16 protein-coding genes and 1 riboswitch are annotated in these 15,880 nt (G+C 74.4%); of the genes, 7 read left to right on the top strand and 9 right to left on the bottom strand.

Annotated elements, in window-relative coordinates:
* Window positions 1–136: 136 nt before the first annotated feature.
* Window positions 137–1,045: an SDR family oxidoreductase gene (locus tag BUB17_RS12030; RefSeq protein WP_072918243.1), complete on the bottom strand. Its 909-nt coding sequence runs from the start codon at window positions 1,043–1,045 to the stop codon at window positions 137–139.
* A 356-nt stretch (window positions 1,046–1,401) separates the two neighbouring features.
* On the opposite strand from BUB17_RS12030, the gene BUB17_RS12035 reads away from it, so the two are divergent.
* A complete protein-coding gene (locus BUB17_RS12035) occupies window positions 1,402–1,878 on the top strand; it encodes a hypothetical protein (RefSeq protein ID WP_072918244.1) in 477 nt (158 codons plus the stop codon).
* Here BUB17_RS12035 and BUB17_RS12040 read toward each other — a convergent pair.
* On the bottom strand, window positions 1,875–3,506 hold the full coding sequence (locus tag BUB17_RS12040) for a glycoside hydrolase family 13 protein (RefSeq protein WP_072918246.1): 1,632 nt from the start codon (window positions 3,504–3,506) through the stop codon (window positions 1,875–1,877). The genes BUB17_RS12035 and BUB17_RS12040 overlap by 4 nt on opposite strands.
* Before the next feature lie 216 nt (window positions 3,507–3,722).
* Between BUB17_RS12040 and BUB17_RS12045 the strand changes: the two genes are divergently transcribed.
* Entirely contained in the window at window positions 3,723–3,944 is a 222-nt protein-coding gene (locus BUB17_RS12045; protein ID WP_072918247.1) for a hypothetical protein, read from the top strand.
* A gap of 75 nt (window positions 3,945–4,019) precedes the next feature.
* Here the strand turns inward: BUB17_RS12045 and BUB17_RS12050 are convergent, their stop codons facing one another.
* The 4 genes from BUB17_RS12050 to BUB17_RS12065 all read right to left on the bottom strand — a co-directional run bounded on the left by BUB17_RS12050 (window position 4,020) and on the right by BUB17_RS12065 (window position 7,729).
* Window positions 4,020–4,835 carry a succinate dehydrogenase/fumarate reductase iron-sulfur subunit gene (locus tag BUB17_RS12050; protein ID WP_244277176.1) on the bottom strand — a complete coding sequence of 272 codons (816 nt, stop codon included), beginning with the start codon at window positions 4,833–4,835 and terminating at the stop codon, window positions 4,020–4,022.
* Window positions 4,832–6,628 (bottom strand): fumarate reductase/succinate dehydrogenase flavoprotein subunit, encoded by a 1,797-nt coding sequence (locus BUB17_RS12055; RefSeq protein ID WP_175561346.1) that lies wholly within the window; start codon window positions 6,626–6,628, stop codon window positions 4,832–4,834. Before BUB17_RS12055 ends, BUB17_RS12050 begins: the two co-directional genes overlap by 4 nt.
* A 16-nt stretch (window positions 6,629–6,644) precedes the next feature.
* Window positions 6,645–7,358 carry a hypothetical protein gene (locus BUB17_RS12060; protein WP_244277177.1) on the bottom strand — a complete coding sequence of 238 codons (714 nt, stop codon included), beginning with the start codon at window positions 7,356–7,358 and terminating at the stop codon, window positions 6,645–6,647.
* A 113-nt stretch (window positions 7,359–7,471) separates the two neighbouring features.
* A complete protein-coding gene (locus BUB17_RS12065; RefSeq protein ID WP_072918252.1) occupies window positions 7,472–7,729 on the bottom strand; it encodes a hypothetical protein in 258 nt (85 codons plus the stop codon).
* Window positions 7,730–7,855: 126 nt separating this feature from the next.
* Between BUB17_RS12065 and BUB17_RS12070 the strand changes: the two genes are divergently transcribed.
* Genes BUB17_RS12070 through nhaA form a run of 3 tightly spaced genes read left to right on the top strand, consistent with a single transcriptional unit; the run spans window position 7,856 to window position 12,730 of the window.
* On the top strand, window positions 7,856–8,584 hold the full coding sequence (locus tag BUB17_RS12070) for a glutamine amidotransferase (protein WP_072918253.1): 729 nt from the start codon (window positions 7,856–7,858) through the stop codon (window positions 8,582–8,584).
* Between the two features lie 4 nt (window positions 8,585–8,588).
* The gene (locus BUB17_RS12075) at window positions 8,589–10,103 is read left to right on the top strand and encodes an MFS transporter (protein ID WP_072918255.1); all 1,515 of its coding nucleotides are present in this window, start codon (window positions 8,589–8,591) and stop codon (window positions 10,101–10,103) included.
* A complete protein-coding gene (gene nhaA, locus BUB17_RS12080; RefSeq protein WP_072918257.1) occupies window positions 10,100–12,730 on the top strand; it encodes a Na+/H+ antiporter NhaA in 2,631 nt (876 codons plus the stop codon). Before BUB17_RS12075 ends, nhaA begins: the two co-directional genes overlap by 4 nt.
* 208 nt (window positions 12,731–12,938) lie before the next feature.
* Here the strand turns inward: nhaA and BUB17_RS25485 are convergent, their stop codons facing one another.
* Entirely contained in the window at window positions 12,939–13,307 is a 369-nt protein-coding gene (locus tag BUB17_RS25485) for an STAS domain-containing protein (protein WP_072918258.1), read from the bottom strand.
* Window positions 13,308–13,763: 456 nt separating this feature from the next.
* Window positions 13,764–13,928, top strand: a riboswitch (cyclic di-AMP (ydaO/yuaA leader).
* Between the two features lie 71 nt (window positions 13,929–13,999).
* Between BUB17_RS25485 and BUB17_RS12090 the strand changes: the two genes are divergently transcribed.
* A complete protein-coding gene (locus BUB17_RS12090) occupies window positions 14,000–14,452 on the top strand; it encodes a VldE C-terminal domain-containing protein (protein WP_141242998.1) in 453 nt (150 codons plus the stop codon).
* 54 nt (window positions 14,453–14,506) lie between these two features.
* Here BUB17_RS12090 and BUB17_RS12095 read toward each other — a convergent pair whose 3' ends face one another.
* Together BUB17_RS12095 and BUB17_RS12100 are read right to left on the bottom strand one after the other, a co-directional pair.
* Complete coding sequence (locus BUB17_RS12095) at window positions 14,507–14,815, bottom strand: hypothetical protein (RefSeq protein WP_072918262.1); 309 nt, start codon at window positions 14,813–14,815, stop codon at window positions 14,507–14,509.
* Between the two features lie 85 nt (window positions 14,816–14,900).
* Window positions 14,901–15,485 carry a hemerythrin domain-containing protein gene (locus BUB17_RS12100; protein ID WP_072918263.1) on the bottom strand — a complete coding sequence of 195 codons (585 nt, stop codon included), beginning with the start codon at window positions 15,483–15,485 and terminating at the stop codon, window positions 14,901–14,903.
* Window positions 15,486–15,614: 129 nt separating this feature from the next.
* On the opposite strand from BUB17_RS12100, the gene BUB17_RS12105 reads away from it, so the two are divergent.
* Window positions 15,615–15,875, top strand: a complete 261-nt coding sequence (locus BUB17_RS12105; protein WP_072918265.1) for a hypothetical protein — start codon at window positions 15,615–15,617, stop codon at window positions 15,873–15,875.
* Window positions 15,876–15,880: the final 5 nt, after the last annotated feature.

Raw genomic sequence — 15,880 nt, forward strand, 5'->3', positions numbered from 1 at the left:
GCTGACGGGCGCTCCCCGTGCGCCGGGACGACGCGCACCGAGCCCGGGCCCGTCGGGCCCGTCGCCGCCGGGAGCGGGTTGCCGTGGACTGCGCCCCTGCGGCGTGGCTGCGCACCCACCGGACCCGTGGGCGGTGTCAGGTGTGGGCGACCGCTCCTGCGAGGGCCGCGATGTGCGCCGATGCCGCCCGCGGCTCGATGCCGAGGGTCCGCAGTTCCTCGACGCCGCCCTCCTCGCCGGTGTCCATGGACACCGCGATGCCCAGGAGCGAGGCGAGCTCCGGCCGACGCCGGCGCAGGGCCCGGGCGCCGAACGCGAGCACCCGGCGGGGGACGACGACCCGGCGCATGCGCGCGCCGAGCACGTGCTCGAAGGCGTCGACGACCTCGTGCCGGGTCAGCGCCTCGGGTCCGCCGAGGTCCAGCGCCGGGGGCGGGTCGGCGGTCGTCGCCAGCCGCACGCACGCCTCGGCGACGTCGTCCTCGGCGACGTACGGCACCGGTGTGCGGCCGCGACCGTAGATGACGGCCAGCCGCTTCTCGGGCCGGATGCCGGACTCCGGTCCGAGCCAGGTCTCCTGGAACGCCGCCGGTCGCACGATCACCGACCGCATGGACGAGGCCTGCAGCAGCCGTTCGGTGGCCCGCTTCGCGGCGAAGAAGGGCACCAGGTCCACCATCGCGTCGGTCATGCCCTGCGCAGAGACGAACACGAACCGGTCGACACCGGCCGCCTCGGCCGCCCGGACCAGCGCGGCGATCCCGTCGCGATCGACCCGCTCGATGGACACGTCCTCCGCTCCTGCCAACCCGCGGCCGATGGCGTTGGCGGTGGTGACGACCGTCCGCACCCCGGCCAGCGCCCGATCCAGACCGGGCGGGTCGGTGAGGTCGCCGACGATGAGCTCGACGCCGGAGGACCGCAGGGCGGAGGTGTCGCTGCGCGGTCGCACCAGCGCCCGGAACGGGATCCCGCGGTCGGTCAGCCGGACGGCGATCCGGCCGCCGAGGTCGCCGGTCGCGCCGCAGAGCAGGAGCTCGCTCATGGCTCCTCCCGGGTGTCGAGTCCGGTTCCGGGCGCTGGTCCGGGCACCGCCGGCCGCGATCCGGGTGCGCTGCAGGACTCGGGGGCTGTCGCCCGAGGCGGACGTCGGCTCGGTGCTGCCGATCCTCCAGGCCGGCTGTCACGGCGACGTCAAAGCACCCGTCACCGGACACGAGTCAAGCACCCGTCACCGGACACGAGATGCCCGTGGACGAGGCAGGGGACCAGCACCGATCCCGCTGCTCGGTGACCGTCCCGGTGGGGAGCGTGATGCCCGGCCGCGTGTCCGCACTGCCGCCGGCGACACGCAGGATCCCGGAGGGGACCCGGAGCCCGGGTCATCGATCCTCGGTCGCCATGACGGGCTGGCACGCACTCCTCGGGGCCGACATCCCGATCGTCACGGCGGTGACCCGGCTGGACTTCCTGAGCCGGCGGGACAGCGCGGCGGCGGTGCAGCGTCCCGATGTCAGGCCCTCGTACTCCTGGACCGACCACCTGCGCGGGCAGGTCGAACCGCTGGACCTCGAGGAGTCCCTGGAGCTGCTCGACCTCGGCGTCGGCGTCGCCCGGCGCGCCTACGACGCGCAGCACCGGGGCATCCACGCCGCGCGACGCGCAGGCGCCTCGTGGGAGCGGATCGGCGCCGTGCTCGGCACCACCGCGCTGACCGCCTGGAACGGCCACCAGCGGTGGATCGAGGAGCAGGTCGAGCTCTTCGAGCTGACCGGACGGGACGGGCTGGACGACGTCGGCGCGGTCGAGGCGCTGCACCTGGCCGGTGAGCGCCCGGTGGGCCTCGGTCACGTCGCGCGGACCAGGACTCCCGACTAGTCCTCGAGCACCCAGACGGCGCTGTCCGGCGGGAGCGCGACCGTGCCACCGGAACGGCGGACCGCCGCGGTGGAGGCGAGCAGCACCGAGCCGGGGCAGCCGGCGAGCACCGTCTCGCTGCCCATGTTGACCACGCAGCGCACCGCCTCGCCACCATCGACCGAGCGGATGGTCAGCACGTCGCCGCGGGTGGTCACCGTCGCCGAGCCCGAGGCGAACGCCGGGTGGGCCTTGCGCAGCGCCAGCGCCCGCCGGTGCAGGGTCAGCGTCGAGCCGCCCTGCCCGGTCTGCACCGAGACCGCGTAGCGGCTCCAGTCGGCGGGGATGGGCAGCCACGGCTCGGCGGCCCCGTCGGGGGAGAAGCCGACGCCCTCGGTGGGGTTCCACGGCATCGGCACGCGGCAGCCGTCGCGGCCGGCGCGGGCGCCGCCGCTGCGGTGGAAGATGGGGTCCTGCTTGGCCTCGTCGGGCACGTGCGCCTGTGGCAGGCCCAGCTCGTCGCCGGCGTACAGGTAGGCCGAGCCCGGCAGCGCCAGCGTCAGCAGCGCCGCGGCGCGGGCCCGGGCGGTGCCGAGCTCGCCACCGCCGAAGCGGGTGACCTGCCGCTCCTTGTCGTGGTTGCCCAGCACCCACGACACGGGCGCACCGACCCGGCCGTAGGCGTCCAGCGCACTGGAGATCGCCTCGGCGAACGGCGCCACCGCCCACGGTGACTTCAGCAGCCGGAACGACAGCGACTGGTGCAGCTCGTCGGGCCGCGAATACAGGGCGACCTGCTCGAGGTCGGCCAGGCACACCTCGCCGACCAGCATCGTGTCGGGGTACTCGTCGCAGATCGACCGCCAGCGGCGCCACACGCCGTGCACCTCGGGCTGGTTCCAGGTCATGGCCTGCTCGGGGCCGTGGCCGAACAGCGTGGGGGAGTAGGCGCCCGGGTTGTCCCGCAGCCCGGCGTCCTTGTACAGGCCGTAGGCGACGTCGACCCGGAAGCCGCTGACGCCGCGGTCCAGCCAGAAGCGCAGGGTCCGCTCGAAGTCCTCGGCCACGACCGGGTCGCGCCAGTTCAGGTCCGGCTGCTCGGGGGCGAACAGGTGCAGGTACCAGCGCCCGTCCGGGGTGCGCGACCAGGCCGGCCCGCCGAAGAGCGACTGCCAGTTGTTCGGCGGCTCCGCCGACGCCGGCGCGAAGTGGTAGCGCGCGGCCTCGGGGGAGTCGGGGTCGGCCAGCGCCGCCTGGAACCACGGGTGCTGGTCGGAGGTGTGGTTGGGGACGACGTCCAGCACGACCCTCAGGCCGAGCCGGCGGGCGTCGTCCACCAGGGCCTCGAGGTCGGACACGTCGCCGTACTCGGGGTCGACCGCCCGGTAGTCGACGACGTCGTAACCGCCGTCCGCCCCGCCCGACGGGTAGTGCGGGTTGATCCACACCGCGTCGACGCCGAGCCAGGAGAGGTACGGCAGCCGCTGCCGCAGCCCGCGCAGGTCACCGATGCCGTCGCCGTCGCTGTCGGCGAACGAGCGCAGGTACACCTGGTAGACGACCGCGTCCCGCCACCAGGGGGCGGGCGCGGCTGCGGGGGCGACCCGGCGCCGGGGCTGGGTCCTCGCGAGGGAGAGGCGGCGTGCCATGCCGCCACCATCGGCTGATCCGGAGCCGAGGTTGTGCAGCGGATCCCACGAACTGGTGAGGCGGCACTGGCACAACCCGCCAACGGGCCAGGTCGCCTGTGACGCCCGGTGCGGATGCGCCGGGACGGGCGCGCCAGGACGCGCGGGCAGTCGCCTGGTCGCGTGCGCGGGCCGCCGGCTGGGTACGGACCGGGCCACCGCTGGAGGGAGGACACCGTGGAGCCTGATCCCCGGCCCGGTGAGGACGACGTCGACCGCGACGACGCCCAGGCGCTGACCCGGGCGACCGGCGGCGGCGGGAGCGACGAGCCCGACGCGTCGAGCACCACGGGCACCGGCGACTCCGCCGAGTTCGTCGGGCGGGTGGCCGGTCAGGACGTCGGCTACGCCGAGGAGACCGGCGCCGAGCGACGGGCCGCCGTCGAACAGGACGAGTGAGCGCCCCCTCCCGGGCTGGCCCCGTCCAGAGGCTCGCCGCGAGCCTGCGAGCGGTGAGGAGGGCGGGGTCCTTCTTCAGTCCCGGGGCCGCCGCCGGATCTTGGACCCGAGCCAGGTGAGCGGGTCGTACCGGCGGTCCACGACCCGCTCCTTGAGCGGGATGATCCCGTTGTCGGTCAGGTGGATGCCCTCGGGGCACACCTCGGAGCAGCACTTGGTGATGTTGCAGTAGCCGAGGCCGAACTCCTGCTGTGCGGCGTCCCGCCGGTCGACGACGTCGAGCGGGTGCATGTCGAGCTCCGCCAGTCGGATGAGGAAGCGCGGCCCGGCGAAGGCGGCCTTGTTCTCCTCGTGGTCCCGGATGACGTGGCAGGTGTCCTGGCACAGCCAGCACTCGATGCACTTCCGGAACTCCTGCGGCCGGTCGACGTCGACCTGCTGCATCCGGTGGTTGCCGTCGGGGTCCCGGGGCCGGGGGGTGAACGCCGGGATCTGCGCGGCCTTCTCGTAGTTGTAGGAGACGTCGGTGACCAGGTCGCGGATGACGGGGAACGTCCGCAGCGGGGTGACCGTCACCGTCTCGTCCTCGGCGAACGTGTTCATCCGGGTCAGGCACATCAAGCGCGGCCGCCCGTTGACCTCCGCGCTGCAGGACCCGCACTTGCCGGCCTTGCAGTTCCACCGGACGGCCAGGTCGCCGGCCTGGGTGGCCTGCAGGCGGTGGATGACGTCGAGGACGACCTCACCCTCGTTCACCGGGACGGTGAAGGTCTGCAGTTCCCCGCCGGAGGCGTCGCCGCGCCAGACGCGGAAGGTGGCGTCGTAGCCGCCGCGGTTCTCTCCCGAGCCCTCGTCGACCGCGCGGATGCTCGGTTCCCCCGGCTCCGTCACGGCTGCTCCTCGAAGACCTCGGCCAGCTCCGGCGGCATCTCCGGCAGCGGCTGCCGGGCCACGGTGACCCCGCCGTCCGGCGTCCGGGTGCAGACCAGGTTGACGCGCCCCCACGCCGGGTCGGTGGCGGGGAAGTCGTCGCGGGTGTGCCCGCCGCGGCTCTCCTCGCGGGCGAGCGCGGCCCGGGCGATGCACTCGCTGACCGCCAGGAGGTGCGGCAGGTCCAGCGCCAGGTGCCAGCCGGGGTTGTACTGCCGGTGCCCCTCCACGGACAGCGCCGCCACGCGTTCGCGCAGCGCGGCGATCCGCTCCAGCGCGCGTTCCATCTCCGGCGCCGTGCGGATGATGCCGACCAGGTCGTGCATCGTCTGCTGCAGCTCGGACTGCACCGTGTACGGGTTCTCCCCGCCCTCCCGCTCGAACGGCGCCAGCGCCGCCCGCGCGGCCTCGACGAGCGCCTCCTCGCGCAGCGCGACCGCGCCGGCCCGCTTGCTCGCGTGCTCGGCGGCGGCGGCGCCGGCGCGCCGGCCGAAGACCAGCAGGTCCGACAGCGAGTTGCCACCCAGCCGGTTGGAGCCGTGCATGCCGCCGGCGACCTCACCGGCCGCGAACAGCCCCGGGACGGACGCCGCGGCGGTGTCGGGGTCGACCTCGACACCGCCCATCACGTAGTGGCAGGTCGGGCCGACCTCCATCGGCTCGGCGGTGATGTCGACGTCGGCCAGCTCCTTGAACTGGTGGTACATCGACGGCAGCCGCCGGCGGACGTACTCGGCCGGGCGCCGGCTGGCGATGTCGAGGAACACCCCGCCGTGCGGGGAGCCGCGGCCGGCCTTGACCTCGCTGTTGATGGCCCGGGCGACCTCGTCGCGGGGCAGCAGCTCGGGCGGGCGCCGGTTGTTCCTCTTGTCGTCGTACCAGCGGTCGGCCTCGTCCTCGGTCTCCGCGGTCTCCTTGCGGAAGAAGTCGGGGATGTAGTCGAACATGAACCGGTTGCCGGCCGAGTTGCGCAGGACGCCGCCGTCGCCCCGGACGCTCTCGGTCACGAGGATCCCGCGCACCGACGGGGGCCACACCATCCCGGTGGGGTGGAACTGGACGAACTCCATGTTCACCAGGCCGGCGCCGGCCGCCAGCGCCAAGGAGTGCCCGTCGCCGGTGTACTCCCACGAGTTCGAGGTGACCTTGTAGGCCTTGCCGATCCCGCCGGTGGCCAGCACGACCGAGGGCGCCTCCCAGGCGACGAACCGCCCCGACTCGCGCCAGTAGCCGAACGCGCCCGTGACGCCCTCGTCGTCGGTGAGCAGCCGGGTGACCGTGCACTCCATGTACACGTCCACGCCGAGGGCGACGGTGCGCTGCTGCAGGGTGCGGATCAGCTCCAGCCCCGTGCGGTCGCCGACGTGGGCCAGGCGGGCGTAGCGGTGGCCGCCGAAGTCGCGCTGGCTGATCAGCCCGTCGGGCGTGCGGTCGAACAGCGCGCCCCAGTCCTCGAGCTCGCGCACGCGGTCCGGCGCCTCCTGCGCGTGCAGCTGGGCCATCCGCCAGTGGTTGAGCATCTTCCCGCCGCGCATGGTGTCCCGGAAGTGCACCCGCCAGTCGTCCTCGGGGTAGGCGTTGCCCATCGCCGCGGCGATGCCGCCCTCGGCCATGACGGTGTGCGCCTTGCCGAGCAGGGACTTGCAGACGACGGCCGTGCGCGCCCCGGCCTCGTGCGCGGCGATCGCGGCCCGCAGGCCGGCGCCGCCGGCTCCGACGACGACGACGTCGTAGCCGTGCCTCTCGAACTCCATCAGATGAGCTCCGTCATCAGAAGAACCTCAGGTCGCTGATCGTGCCGGTGGCCAGCAGGAAGACGTAGAAGTCGGCGAACGCGACGGTGAACAGCGAGATCCAGGCGTACTGCATGTGCCGGGCGTTCAGCTTCGACACCGCCGTCCACGCCTTGTACTGCAGGGGGTGCTTCGAGAAGGTGTTCAGCCGGCCGCCGACGATGTGCCGGCAGGAGTGGCAGGAGATCGAGTACAGGAACAGCATTACCGCGTTGACCAGCAGGATCACCGTGCCCAGGCCCATGTGGCCCCACTCGCCGGTCTCGTCGCGGAACCCCCGGAATGCCTCGTAGAAGAGGATCACGTTGAACAGCAGCGCGGCGTACAGGAAGTACCGGTGGACGTTCTGCCCGATCAGGGGGAACCGGGTCTCACCGGTGTAGCGGCGGTGCGGCTCGGCGACCGCGCACGCCGGCGGGGCCAGCCAGAACGACCGGTAGTAGGCCTTGCGGTAGTAGTAGCAGGTCAGCCGGATGCCCAGCGGCAGCACGAGGATGTAGATCGCCGGGGAGATCCAGGCCGGGCCGGTGAAGAACTCGGGGAAGCTGTCGCCCTCGCACCGTGTCGTGATGCACGGCGAGTAGAACGGCGAGATGTAGGGCGAGGCGTAGTAGTACGCGTTCTGGAACGCCCGGAACGTCGAGTACGCGATGAACAGCACCAGGACGACGACGGTGACCAGCGGCTGCACCCACCACCGGTCCGTCCGCAGGGTCCGCGCCGCGATGGCCGCGCGGCGCGTGTCCGGCCCTCCGCCGCCGCGTCCCTGGGAGGCCGCCCCGGTCCCGCGCGGCGCGGTCGCCGTCACCGGACGGCGCGACCGGACCCGCCGGGACCCGGGTCGTAGCCGTCGTCGTACCGGACGGCCGAGGAGGCCGGGATACCCCGGGCCACGCGCGCCGCGCCGCACAGGAGGGCGAGGTCGTCGCGCAGCCGGGCGACGTCGACCCTCAGCCGGCGGGCGTCCACCGTGTCCCCGAAGTGCCGGGAGAGCGGGGTACACGCCGCTTCCAGCTCGTCGACGGCCCGGCGGGCCGCCGCCACGTCCTGCTCCAGGGACATCCTGCCTCCCAGGTGCTGGTCACACCCCTCCCGCCGGGGGGCGGTGCAGCGAAGTCGACCACGGACGCCCGGCCGGGGGGAAGGACTTCCGCGGCGGGCGTCGCACGCGGCCTAGCATCGGCGCCCGTGCGGCCCTTCCTCCTGCTGGCTTCGCGGCCCGAGGACGAGGCCGCGGACGACGAGTACGCCGCCTTCCTCCGCGCGACCGGCCTCGACGAGTCCGGGCTGCGGCGCATCCGGCTGGAGTGCGGGCCGCTGCCGCCGCTGGACCTCGACGACTACGCCGGGGTCTTCCTCGGCGGTGGGCCGTTCAACTCCAGCGACCCGGCCGAGGGCAAGTCCGCCGTCCAGCACCGGATCGAGGCGGAGCTGTCGGCTCTGCTGGACGAGGTCGTCGCGCGGGACCTGCCCTTCCTCGGCGCCTGCTACGGCATCGGCACCCTCGGCGTGCACCAGGGCGGGGTCGTCGACCGCACCCACGGTGAGCCGGTCTCCTGCGTGCCGGTGTCGCTGACCGACGCCGGCCGGGCCGACCCGCTGCTCGCCGGCATGCCCGACGTGTTCGACGCGCTGGTCGGGCACAAGGAGGCCTGCCGGGTGCTGCCGCCGTCGGCGGTGCTGCTGGCGACGTCGGCCGGCTGCCCGGTGCAGATGTTCCGGGTCGGCCGCAACGTCTACGCCACCCAGTTCCACCCCGAGCTCGACGTCGCCGGCGTCGTCACCCGGGTGCGGGTCTACCAGCACGCCGGTTACTTCCCGCCCGCGGAGATGGAGGAGCTCATCGCCCGGGTCAGCCAGGCGGTGGTCACCGAGCCGAGCCGGCTGCTGGCCACCTTCGTCGCGCGGTACGGCTGAGTCGATGGCGGGAGGACCGGTCGTGCCGGACGGCGGCCTGCGGATGGGCACCTCGCAGGGCCGCTGGGTGCTGCTGGCGACCGTGCTCGGGTCGAGCCTGGCGATGCTGGACGCCACCGTCGTCAACGTGGCGCTGGAGCGGATCGGCACCGAGCTCGGCGCCGGCTTCACCGGCCTGCAGTGGACCGTGAACGCCTACACCCTCACCCTCGCCTCGCTCATCCTCCTGGGCGGCTCGCTGGGCGACCGGTTCGGCCGGCGGCGGGTGTTCGTCGTCGGCACCGTGTGGTTCGCCGCGGCGTCGCTGCTGTGCGGCCTGGCGCCGGACGTCGGCACGCTGGTCGCCGCGCGGGCGCTGCAGGGCGTCGGGGGTGCACTGCTGACGCCGGGCAGCCTGGCGCTGATCTCGGCGTCCTTCGCCGGCGCCGACCGGGCCGCGGCCGTCGGCGCCTGGTCGGGGCTGGGCGGGGTGGCCGGCGCGGTCGGGCCGTTCCTCGGCGGCTGGCTGGTCGGCATCGAGTGGCGGCTGGTCTTCCTGCTCAACCTGCCGCTGGCCGCGGTGATCGTCGCCGTGGCGGTGCGGCACGTGCCGGAGTCGCGCGACCCGGAGGCGGCGCACCACCTCGACTGGCAGGGGACGGCGCTCGTCGTCGCCGGCCTCGGTGCCCTGACGTACGGGCTGACCGCGGCCGGCGAGCCCGGCCGCGGCCCCGGCGTCTGGGGCTGGGTCGCCGCGGGGCTGGTCGCGCTGGCCGGCTTCGTCGCCGTCCAGCGCCGCTCGCCCGCACCGCTGGTGCCGCCGGAGCTGTTCGCCTCCCGGCAGTTCACCGCCGCCAACGCGGTGACCCTGCTCGTCTACGCCCCGCTCGGGGTGGTCTTCGTGCTGCTCGTCCTGCACCTGCAGGTGGTCGCCGGGTTCGACCCGCTACCGGCCGGCACCGCCCTGCTGCCGGTGACCGCCCTCATGCTGCTGTTCTCCGCGCGGGTCGGGTCACTGGCGCAGCGGATCGGCCCGCGGCCGCTGCTGACCGCCGGGCCGCTGGTCGCCGCCGCGGGGGTGCTGCTCATGGCGCGGATCGGCCCGGGCGCCGGCTACCTGACCGACGTGCTGCCCGCGACGGCGGTGTTCGGCGCCGGGCTCACGCTGCTCGTCGCGCCGCTGACCGCGACGGTGCTGGACTCCGCGCCCGACCGGCTGGCCGGGAGCGCCTCGGGGGTGAACAACGCCGTCGCGCGTGCCGCCGGGCTGCTCGCCGTCGCCGTCGTGCCTGCCGTGGCGGGGCTCGGCGGCACCGGCGTCGGGGACCCCGCCGCCTTCGCCACCGGCTTCCGCACGGCGATGCTGGTGTGCGCCGGGCTGCTGCTCGTCGGTGCCCTGGTGGCCGTGGCGCTGGTCCGCCGGCCCCTGGGGACGGCGGAGCCCGGCCCGCAGCGGCGGCTGCCGATCGAGGAGTGCCTGCACTGCGGCGTCACCGGGCCGCAGGTGCACCCGGCCACGACCGGAGAGGGGATGCGGTGAGCACGAGCGTCACCCAGCAGTCCAGGCCGGGCGGGTGGGGCCTGCTCGCCCGGGTGGCCCCGCTGCAGCAGCGGCTGCGCACCGAGGCCGGGGGCGCCGGGCTGCTGCTCGCCGCCACCGTCGCCGCGCTGCTGTGGGCCAACTCGCCCTGGGGCGGCAGCTACGAGACCTTCTGGCACACCGAGTTCGCCGTCCGCCTCGCCGGCGCCGAGCTCGCCCTGGACCTGCAGCACTGGGTCAACGACGGGCTGATGGTGTTCTTCTTCTTCGTCGTCGGGCTGGAGATCAAGCGCGAACTGGTGATGGGCGAGCTCACCGACCGGCGGCGGGCCGCGGTGCCCGCGCTGGCCGCGATCACCGGCCTGGCGGTGCCGGCGCTGGTCTACGTCGCGTTCACCCTCGGCGACGAGGCGGCCGCGGCGTGGGGGGTGGTGATCTCCACCGACACCGCGTTCCTGCTCGGCGTGCTCGCGCTCGTCGGGCCGGCCTGCCCGGCGCATCTGCGGCTGTTCCTGCTCACCCTGGCCATCGCCGACGACGTCGGCGCGCTCACCGTGATCGCGCTCTTCTACACCGACGACCTCGCCGTCGGTCCGCTGCTGCTGGCCGTGCTGGGGCTGGCGCTCATGATCGGCCTGCGCTACCTCGACGTCTGGCGCGGGCCGGCCTACCTGGTGCTCGGCCTCGCGGTGTGGGTGGCGACGTACCTCTCCGGCGTCCACCCCACCCTCGCCGGGGTGGTCATCGCGTTGTCCACCCCCGCCTACCCGGCCCGCCGGGAGGAGGTGGCGGTCGCCGCCCGGCTGACCCGGGCCTACCAGCAGTCACCCAACCCGGTGTTCGCCCGCGCCGCCCGGCTGTCGATCGACCGGTCGGTGTCGGCCAGCGAGCGGCTGCAACAGCTCTGGCAGCCGTGGACAAGCTTCGTGATCGTCCCGGTGTTCGCCCTCGCCAACGCCGGGGTCCCGCTGACCGGCGAGACGCTGCGCACCGCGGCCACCTCGCCGGTCACCCTCGGGGTCGTCGCGGGCCTGGTGCTCGGCAAGCTCGTCGGCATCCTGCTCGGCACGGGATTCGCCGTCCGGCTGCGTCTCGGCGAGCTGGCCCCGGGGCTGACCTGGCTGCAGCTCGCCGGCGGCGCGGCGCTGTCCGGGATCGGCTTCACCATCTCGCTGTTCATCGTCGACCTCGCGTTCGACGACGAGGCGCGGGCCGACCAGGCGCGGGTCGGCGTCCTGGTCGCGTCGGTGCTGGCGGCGCTGCTGGGCTGGGCGCTGTTCCGGCTGGCCGACCGCCGCCGTCCGCCGGGCGCCGGGGCGCGCCCGGTGCTGCTCGACCCGCCGGTCGACGTAGCCCGCGACCACGTGCGCGGTCCGGCCGACGCGCCGCTCACCCTCGTCGAGTACGGCGACTTCGAGTGCCCGTTCTGCGGGCGCGCCACCGGGACGGTCGAGGAGCTCCGTGAGCGGTTCGGCGACCGGCTGCGCTACGTCTTCCGGCACGTGCCGCTGGTCGACGTCCACCCGCACGCCCGGCTGGCCGCGGAGGCCGCCGAGGCGGCGGCGGCCCAGGGCCGGTTCTGGGAGATGCACGACCGGCTGTTCGCCGGCCAGGACCGGCTGATGCCGGCCGACCTGCTGGAGCACGCAGCGGCGGCCGGGCTCGACGTGTCCCGCTTCGCCCGGGACCTGGGGTCGAGCCGGTTCGCCCGCCGGGTCGAGGAGGACGTCGAGTCGGCCGAGGTCAGCGGCGTCACCGGCACCCCGACCTTCTTCGTCAACGGACGACGGCACACGGGCCCGTTCGACACCGGCAGCCTCGCCGCCGCCCTGCTCGCCGCCGGAGGGGAGGAGGGGCTGCCGCCGTCCGGCGACGACGGACTCACCGGGCTGGTGCTGCCGGCGCTCGGTCAACGGCGCGGTGAGCCCCGCCCGGAGGCGGTCGACGCGCCCGCGGACGTGCCCGCCGACCTGCCCGAGACCCCCGACCGGGACGGCGCCTTCCCGCGGCTGACCGACGAGCAGGTCGCGCTGGTCGAGCGGTTCGGTACCCGCCTGCAGTGCGCCCCCGGCGACACCCTCTTCCGCGAGGGCGACGCCGGGTACGCCTTCCACGTCGTCGTCTCGGGGACGGTCGCCGTCGTCGAGGACCTCGGCCGCGCCGACCAGCGGGTCATCTCCGTGCACGGTGGACACCGCTTCCTCGGCGAGCTCGACCTGTTCAGCGGACAACCCGTGTCGCTGACCGCGCTGGTGCTGCGACCGGCCGAGGTGCTGCGCGCCGACCGCGGCCAGCTGCACCAGGTCTTCACCGCCGACCCCGCGCTCAAGGAGCTGGTGCTGCGGGCCTTCCTGCTGCGCCGCTCGATCCTGCTGGAGCTCGCCGCCGACCTGCGCATCGTCGGGCGGGGCGGCTCGCCGGACAGCCGGCGGCTGCAGGAGCTGGCCCGCAGCCGCCGGCTGTCGGCCGGCTTCGTCGACCTGGACGACGGTGCGGACGGCGCCGCGGTGCTCGCCGAGCTGGGGGTCACCGAGGACGACCTGCCCGTCGTGGTGTGGCGGCGTGGCGAGGTGCTGCGCAACCCGACCGACGACGAGGTGATGGCGGCCGTCGAGGCCCTGGACTGAGGAGCGGACCACGCTTCCCCCCACGCCTCGGAGGAGGACCCCGTCCTCCGCACCCTCCACAGGCTCAGCGCGGGATCCGGGGCGGGGCCGGCGGGAGATCCGGCATAGGGGCCGACGGGCGTCGCGAGCACCGGCTGGGCATCGGCCTGCCGTGTGTCGACGCGGTGGCCCGCGTCGACGCGATCGTGGGGTCGAGCGCCTGACGGGGTCAGGCCGGCACGGGCTCCGCGGGGTCGTCGTCCAGGAGGTGCCGGCCCAGGTGCAACCGGGTCAGCACCCGCTGCAGGTCCGGAGTGGCGCCGCACAGCGTCAGCCGCCGGTCGTGCCGCAGGAGACGGCGGTAGGCCGCGCCGATCGCCCGCAGGCCGGTGTGGTCGGTCACGGTGAGCGCGGAGACGTCGAGCACCCAGCGCCGCTGCTCGGTGAGCAACAGGCCGGACACCGCGGCGTGCAGGATCCGGGCCGTGCGGGAGTCCAGCCGGCCGGTCACCCGCAGGCGACCGCCGGCGACGTCGACCTCGGCGAGGAGGGAGGAGCGGGGGAGCTCACCGACCGGGGCGGACGGCGGGAGGGACAAGCGATCACCTCGGGGTGAGCACGAGGCATCCGAGCCGGCGGCCGTGCTGCAGGTCGAGCGGAAGGCCAACTGCTGACCCGCGGTCAGCCTAGACGGAACAGTCTCGTCTCGACGACGCGGAGGTGCCCCGTGCAGCCGGGCCTCCCGGGTAGCAGCGCAGCCAGGCCGAAGCGCATCGGGGTGGCCGCTCCGGTGGGCGCACCGTCGTGCGGCCGTTCCCGTGCGTACGGGCGCGCCGACCCTGCGGAGCCGGGCAGCGGCCCATCTCCGCAGTTGCTGGGTGACAGGCCGCCGGTCCCCGGACGCATCCGTGCGTTCTCGCTGCGCACGCGCGGCGTCGCGCGCTGCTGATCACCGTTCCGGGCCCTTCCGGGGCGCCTCCGTCCCGGTTCGGGGCCCGACCTAGCGTCGGCGCGGTCCGCACGGGCGCCAGCATCACCGAACCGCGGTGACGCCCGTCGGACGCCGCCCAACCGGGTGCCGGCAGGAAGCCGGCACCCGGGCCGGGGACCCATCGCACCACTGGGGTGAAGCAGGACCGGGACACCAGTTCCGGACTGCCGGGCGAGTTCCCCGCCCGAACCCGTCAGCTCACCCGGTCGGCGGTCGAGGAGAACAGGAGCACCACCTCCATGACGACTACTACTCGCGTGCCCACGGGCCGGCGTCCTCTCGGGGGCCGGCGGGCCCTGATGGCACTCCTCGCGGGTGCCGGGGTGGCCTTCACGGCCCTCCCCGCCCAGGCGCACACGTCGACGTCGGCCACCGCCGTCGCCGCCCAGGCGCCGGTCCCGTCCAGCAAGCCGACCCCGACCTCGAGCACCTACGGCACGTGGGACCCGCACGTCCGGCCCGTCGTGCAGGAGGTCGCCGAGCGGTTCGGCGTCTCCACGGTCCTCACCCGTCCCGGCCACAGCCCCACCCAGAGCCGTGCCGCCGACTTCATGGTCTACAGCGACCGGGCCAAGGGTGACGCCGTCGCCCGGTACGTCATCGACAACGCCGCCCGCTTCCGCGTCGAGTACGTGATCTGGAAGCAGCGCATCTACCTCGTCTCATCCGGCTCGTGGCGCGGGATGGAGGACCGTGGATCCCCCACGGCCAACCACATGGACCACCCGCACGTGGCCTTCCGGCCGGCCTGACGGACGAGAGCCTCCCCGCCCGGTCGGGCGGGGAGGCTCCTCGCGGGGCCGGGTCTAATCGGTGGCCGGCGGCAGCAGCCGCGGCATGAACACCTCGTCGATCGGGCGCGGTCCGACGTACTGCCGGCAGGTGCACGGCACCCACTGGTGCCCGGTCCAGCGCCCCCGCTTGTCGTGCACGTCGCGCCGCAGCTCGGCGTAGCAGGTGTTGGTCTCGGTGTCGTGCTGGCTCAAGGTGTGGCCGCACCCGCACAGCGGCGCGGGCGGCCCCGGCGGGGAAGCGGGCCGGCGGCGGCTGAGCCGGCCGCCGAGAAAACCGGCCGCGAGCAGCGCCGCACCGACCAGCAGGCTGACAGGTTCCACCGGCGTACTCCTCCCGATCGCGGCACCTCCGACGGTAGCGCGCGGGAGCGGGCGGGGAGGAGCTCAGCCGGTGTGCCCCCGGTGGTCAGCCCTGCTGCTTGCCTCTGCCGCTGACGGCGTCCCGGAGGTGGTCGATGAGGCTGGCCAGAGGTCCGGCGACCGTGCGGACGGCGCCCTCGTTCGGCGTCATCGGGTGCGGCCGGGTGGGTGCCATCGCCTTGACCCGCTCGACGTCCTGGGCCATCTCCACCAGCTGCTCGCGGGTGAAGGTCGCCCGCAGCTGGGTGAACATCCGGCTCTCCTCGTGCTCGACGTGGTGGCGGATCTCCCGGATGAGCGTCGCCACCTCGGTGTCGAACTGGGGGTCGTCGGGGTCCATCCGCTCGAGCCGCTTCATGGTCTCCTCGGCCTCGGCGTGCTCGTGCTTGGAGTGCTCGGCCTCCTCCCGGTCGACCTGCTGCTCGACCTTCGGGTAGACCCGGGTCTCCTCGGCGACGGAGTGCTTGACGAGGCCGATCGTCACCTCGTCGACCAGCTCCCGCTTGCGCCGCAGGACGTCCGGGCCGGTCTGCCCGAACAGTCCCTCGAGCTCGGTGAAGATGCGGTCGAACTCGCGGTGGTCGGCGCTGAGCAGGTCGACCACGTCGCGCTGGCTGTCGGTCTGGGTCACGGCTGGCTCCTGTCGTTCGGGTGGTCGCCCGCAGGGTTCCCCGGTGGGGTGATGCACACACCCGCCCCCGCCGCCAGTCGTGACCCGTTCGTGTTGTTTTCCTGGTGTGAGGCAGGGCACAACCTGATCGTGCAGTCCTATGCAGTGGGGTTCGCCCGCCCGGACCGCTGGTCCCCGGGCCGGCCGACCGAGCAGAGCCGACCGTGGCACGCCGTCGAGGCCCACCGGCCGCCGAGCGAGCTGGACGGCGAGGTGGAGCTCGCCGTCTGCGGGGCGATCGTCCAGGTGTGGGGGTCGCGGGACTGGCAGCGGGTCGGCGTCGGCCGGACCGCCTGCCCGGAGTGCCGTGAGCTGACGTCGGAGGCCCGGCCGCTCAGCCGGGTCGGCTGAGCGGC

Origin of the sequence: Geodermatophilus obscurus (assembly GCF_900143215.1) — a bacterium.
Taxonomy (GTDB): Bacteria; Actinomycetota; Actinomycetes; order Mycobacteriales; family Geodermatophilaceae; genus Geodermatophilus; species Geodermatophilus obscurus_A.

Bases quoted from the DNA above. Each gene is read 5' to 3' on its own strand.
- BUB17_RS12035 (WP_072918244.1), top strand. From the start codon at position 1,402: ATGACGGGCTGGCACGCACTCCTCGGGGCCGACATCCCGATCGTCACG.
- BUB17_RS12065 (WP_072918252.1), bottom strand. From the start codon at position 7,729: ATGTCCCTGGAGCAGGACGTGGCGGCGGCCCGCCGGGCCGTCGACGAG.
- BUB17_RS12040 (WP_072918246.1), bottom strand. From the start codon at position 3,506: ATGGCACGCCGCCTCTCCCTCGCGAGGACCCAGCCCCGGCGCCGGGTC.
- BUB17_RS12055 (WP_175561346.1), bottom strand. From the start codon at position 6,628: ATGGAGTTCGAGAGGCACGGCTACGACGTCGTCGTCGTCGGAGCCGGC.
- BUB17_RS12030 (WP_072918243.1), bottom strand. From the start codon at position 1,045: ATGAGCGAGCTCCTGCTCTGCGGCGCGACCGGCGACCTCGGCGGCCGG.
- BUB17_RS12075 (WP_072918255.1), top strand. From the start codon at position 8,589: ATGGCGGGAGGACCGGTCGTGCCGGACGGCGGCCTGCGGATGGGCACC.
- BUB17_RS12090 (WP_141242998.1), top strand. From the start codon at position 14,000: ATGGCACTCCTCGCGGGTGCCGGGGTGGCCTTCACGGCCCTCCCCGCC.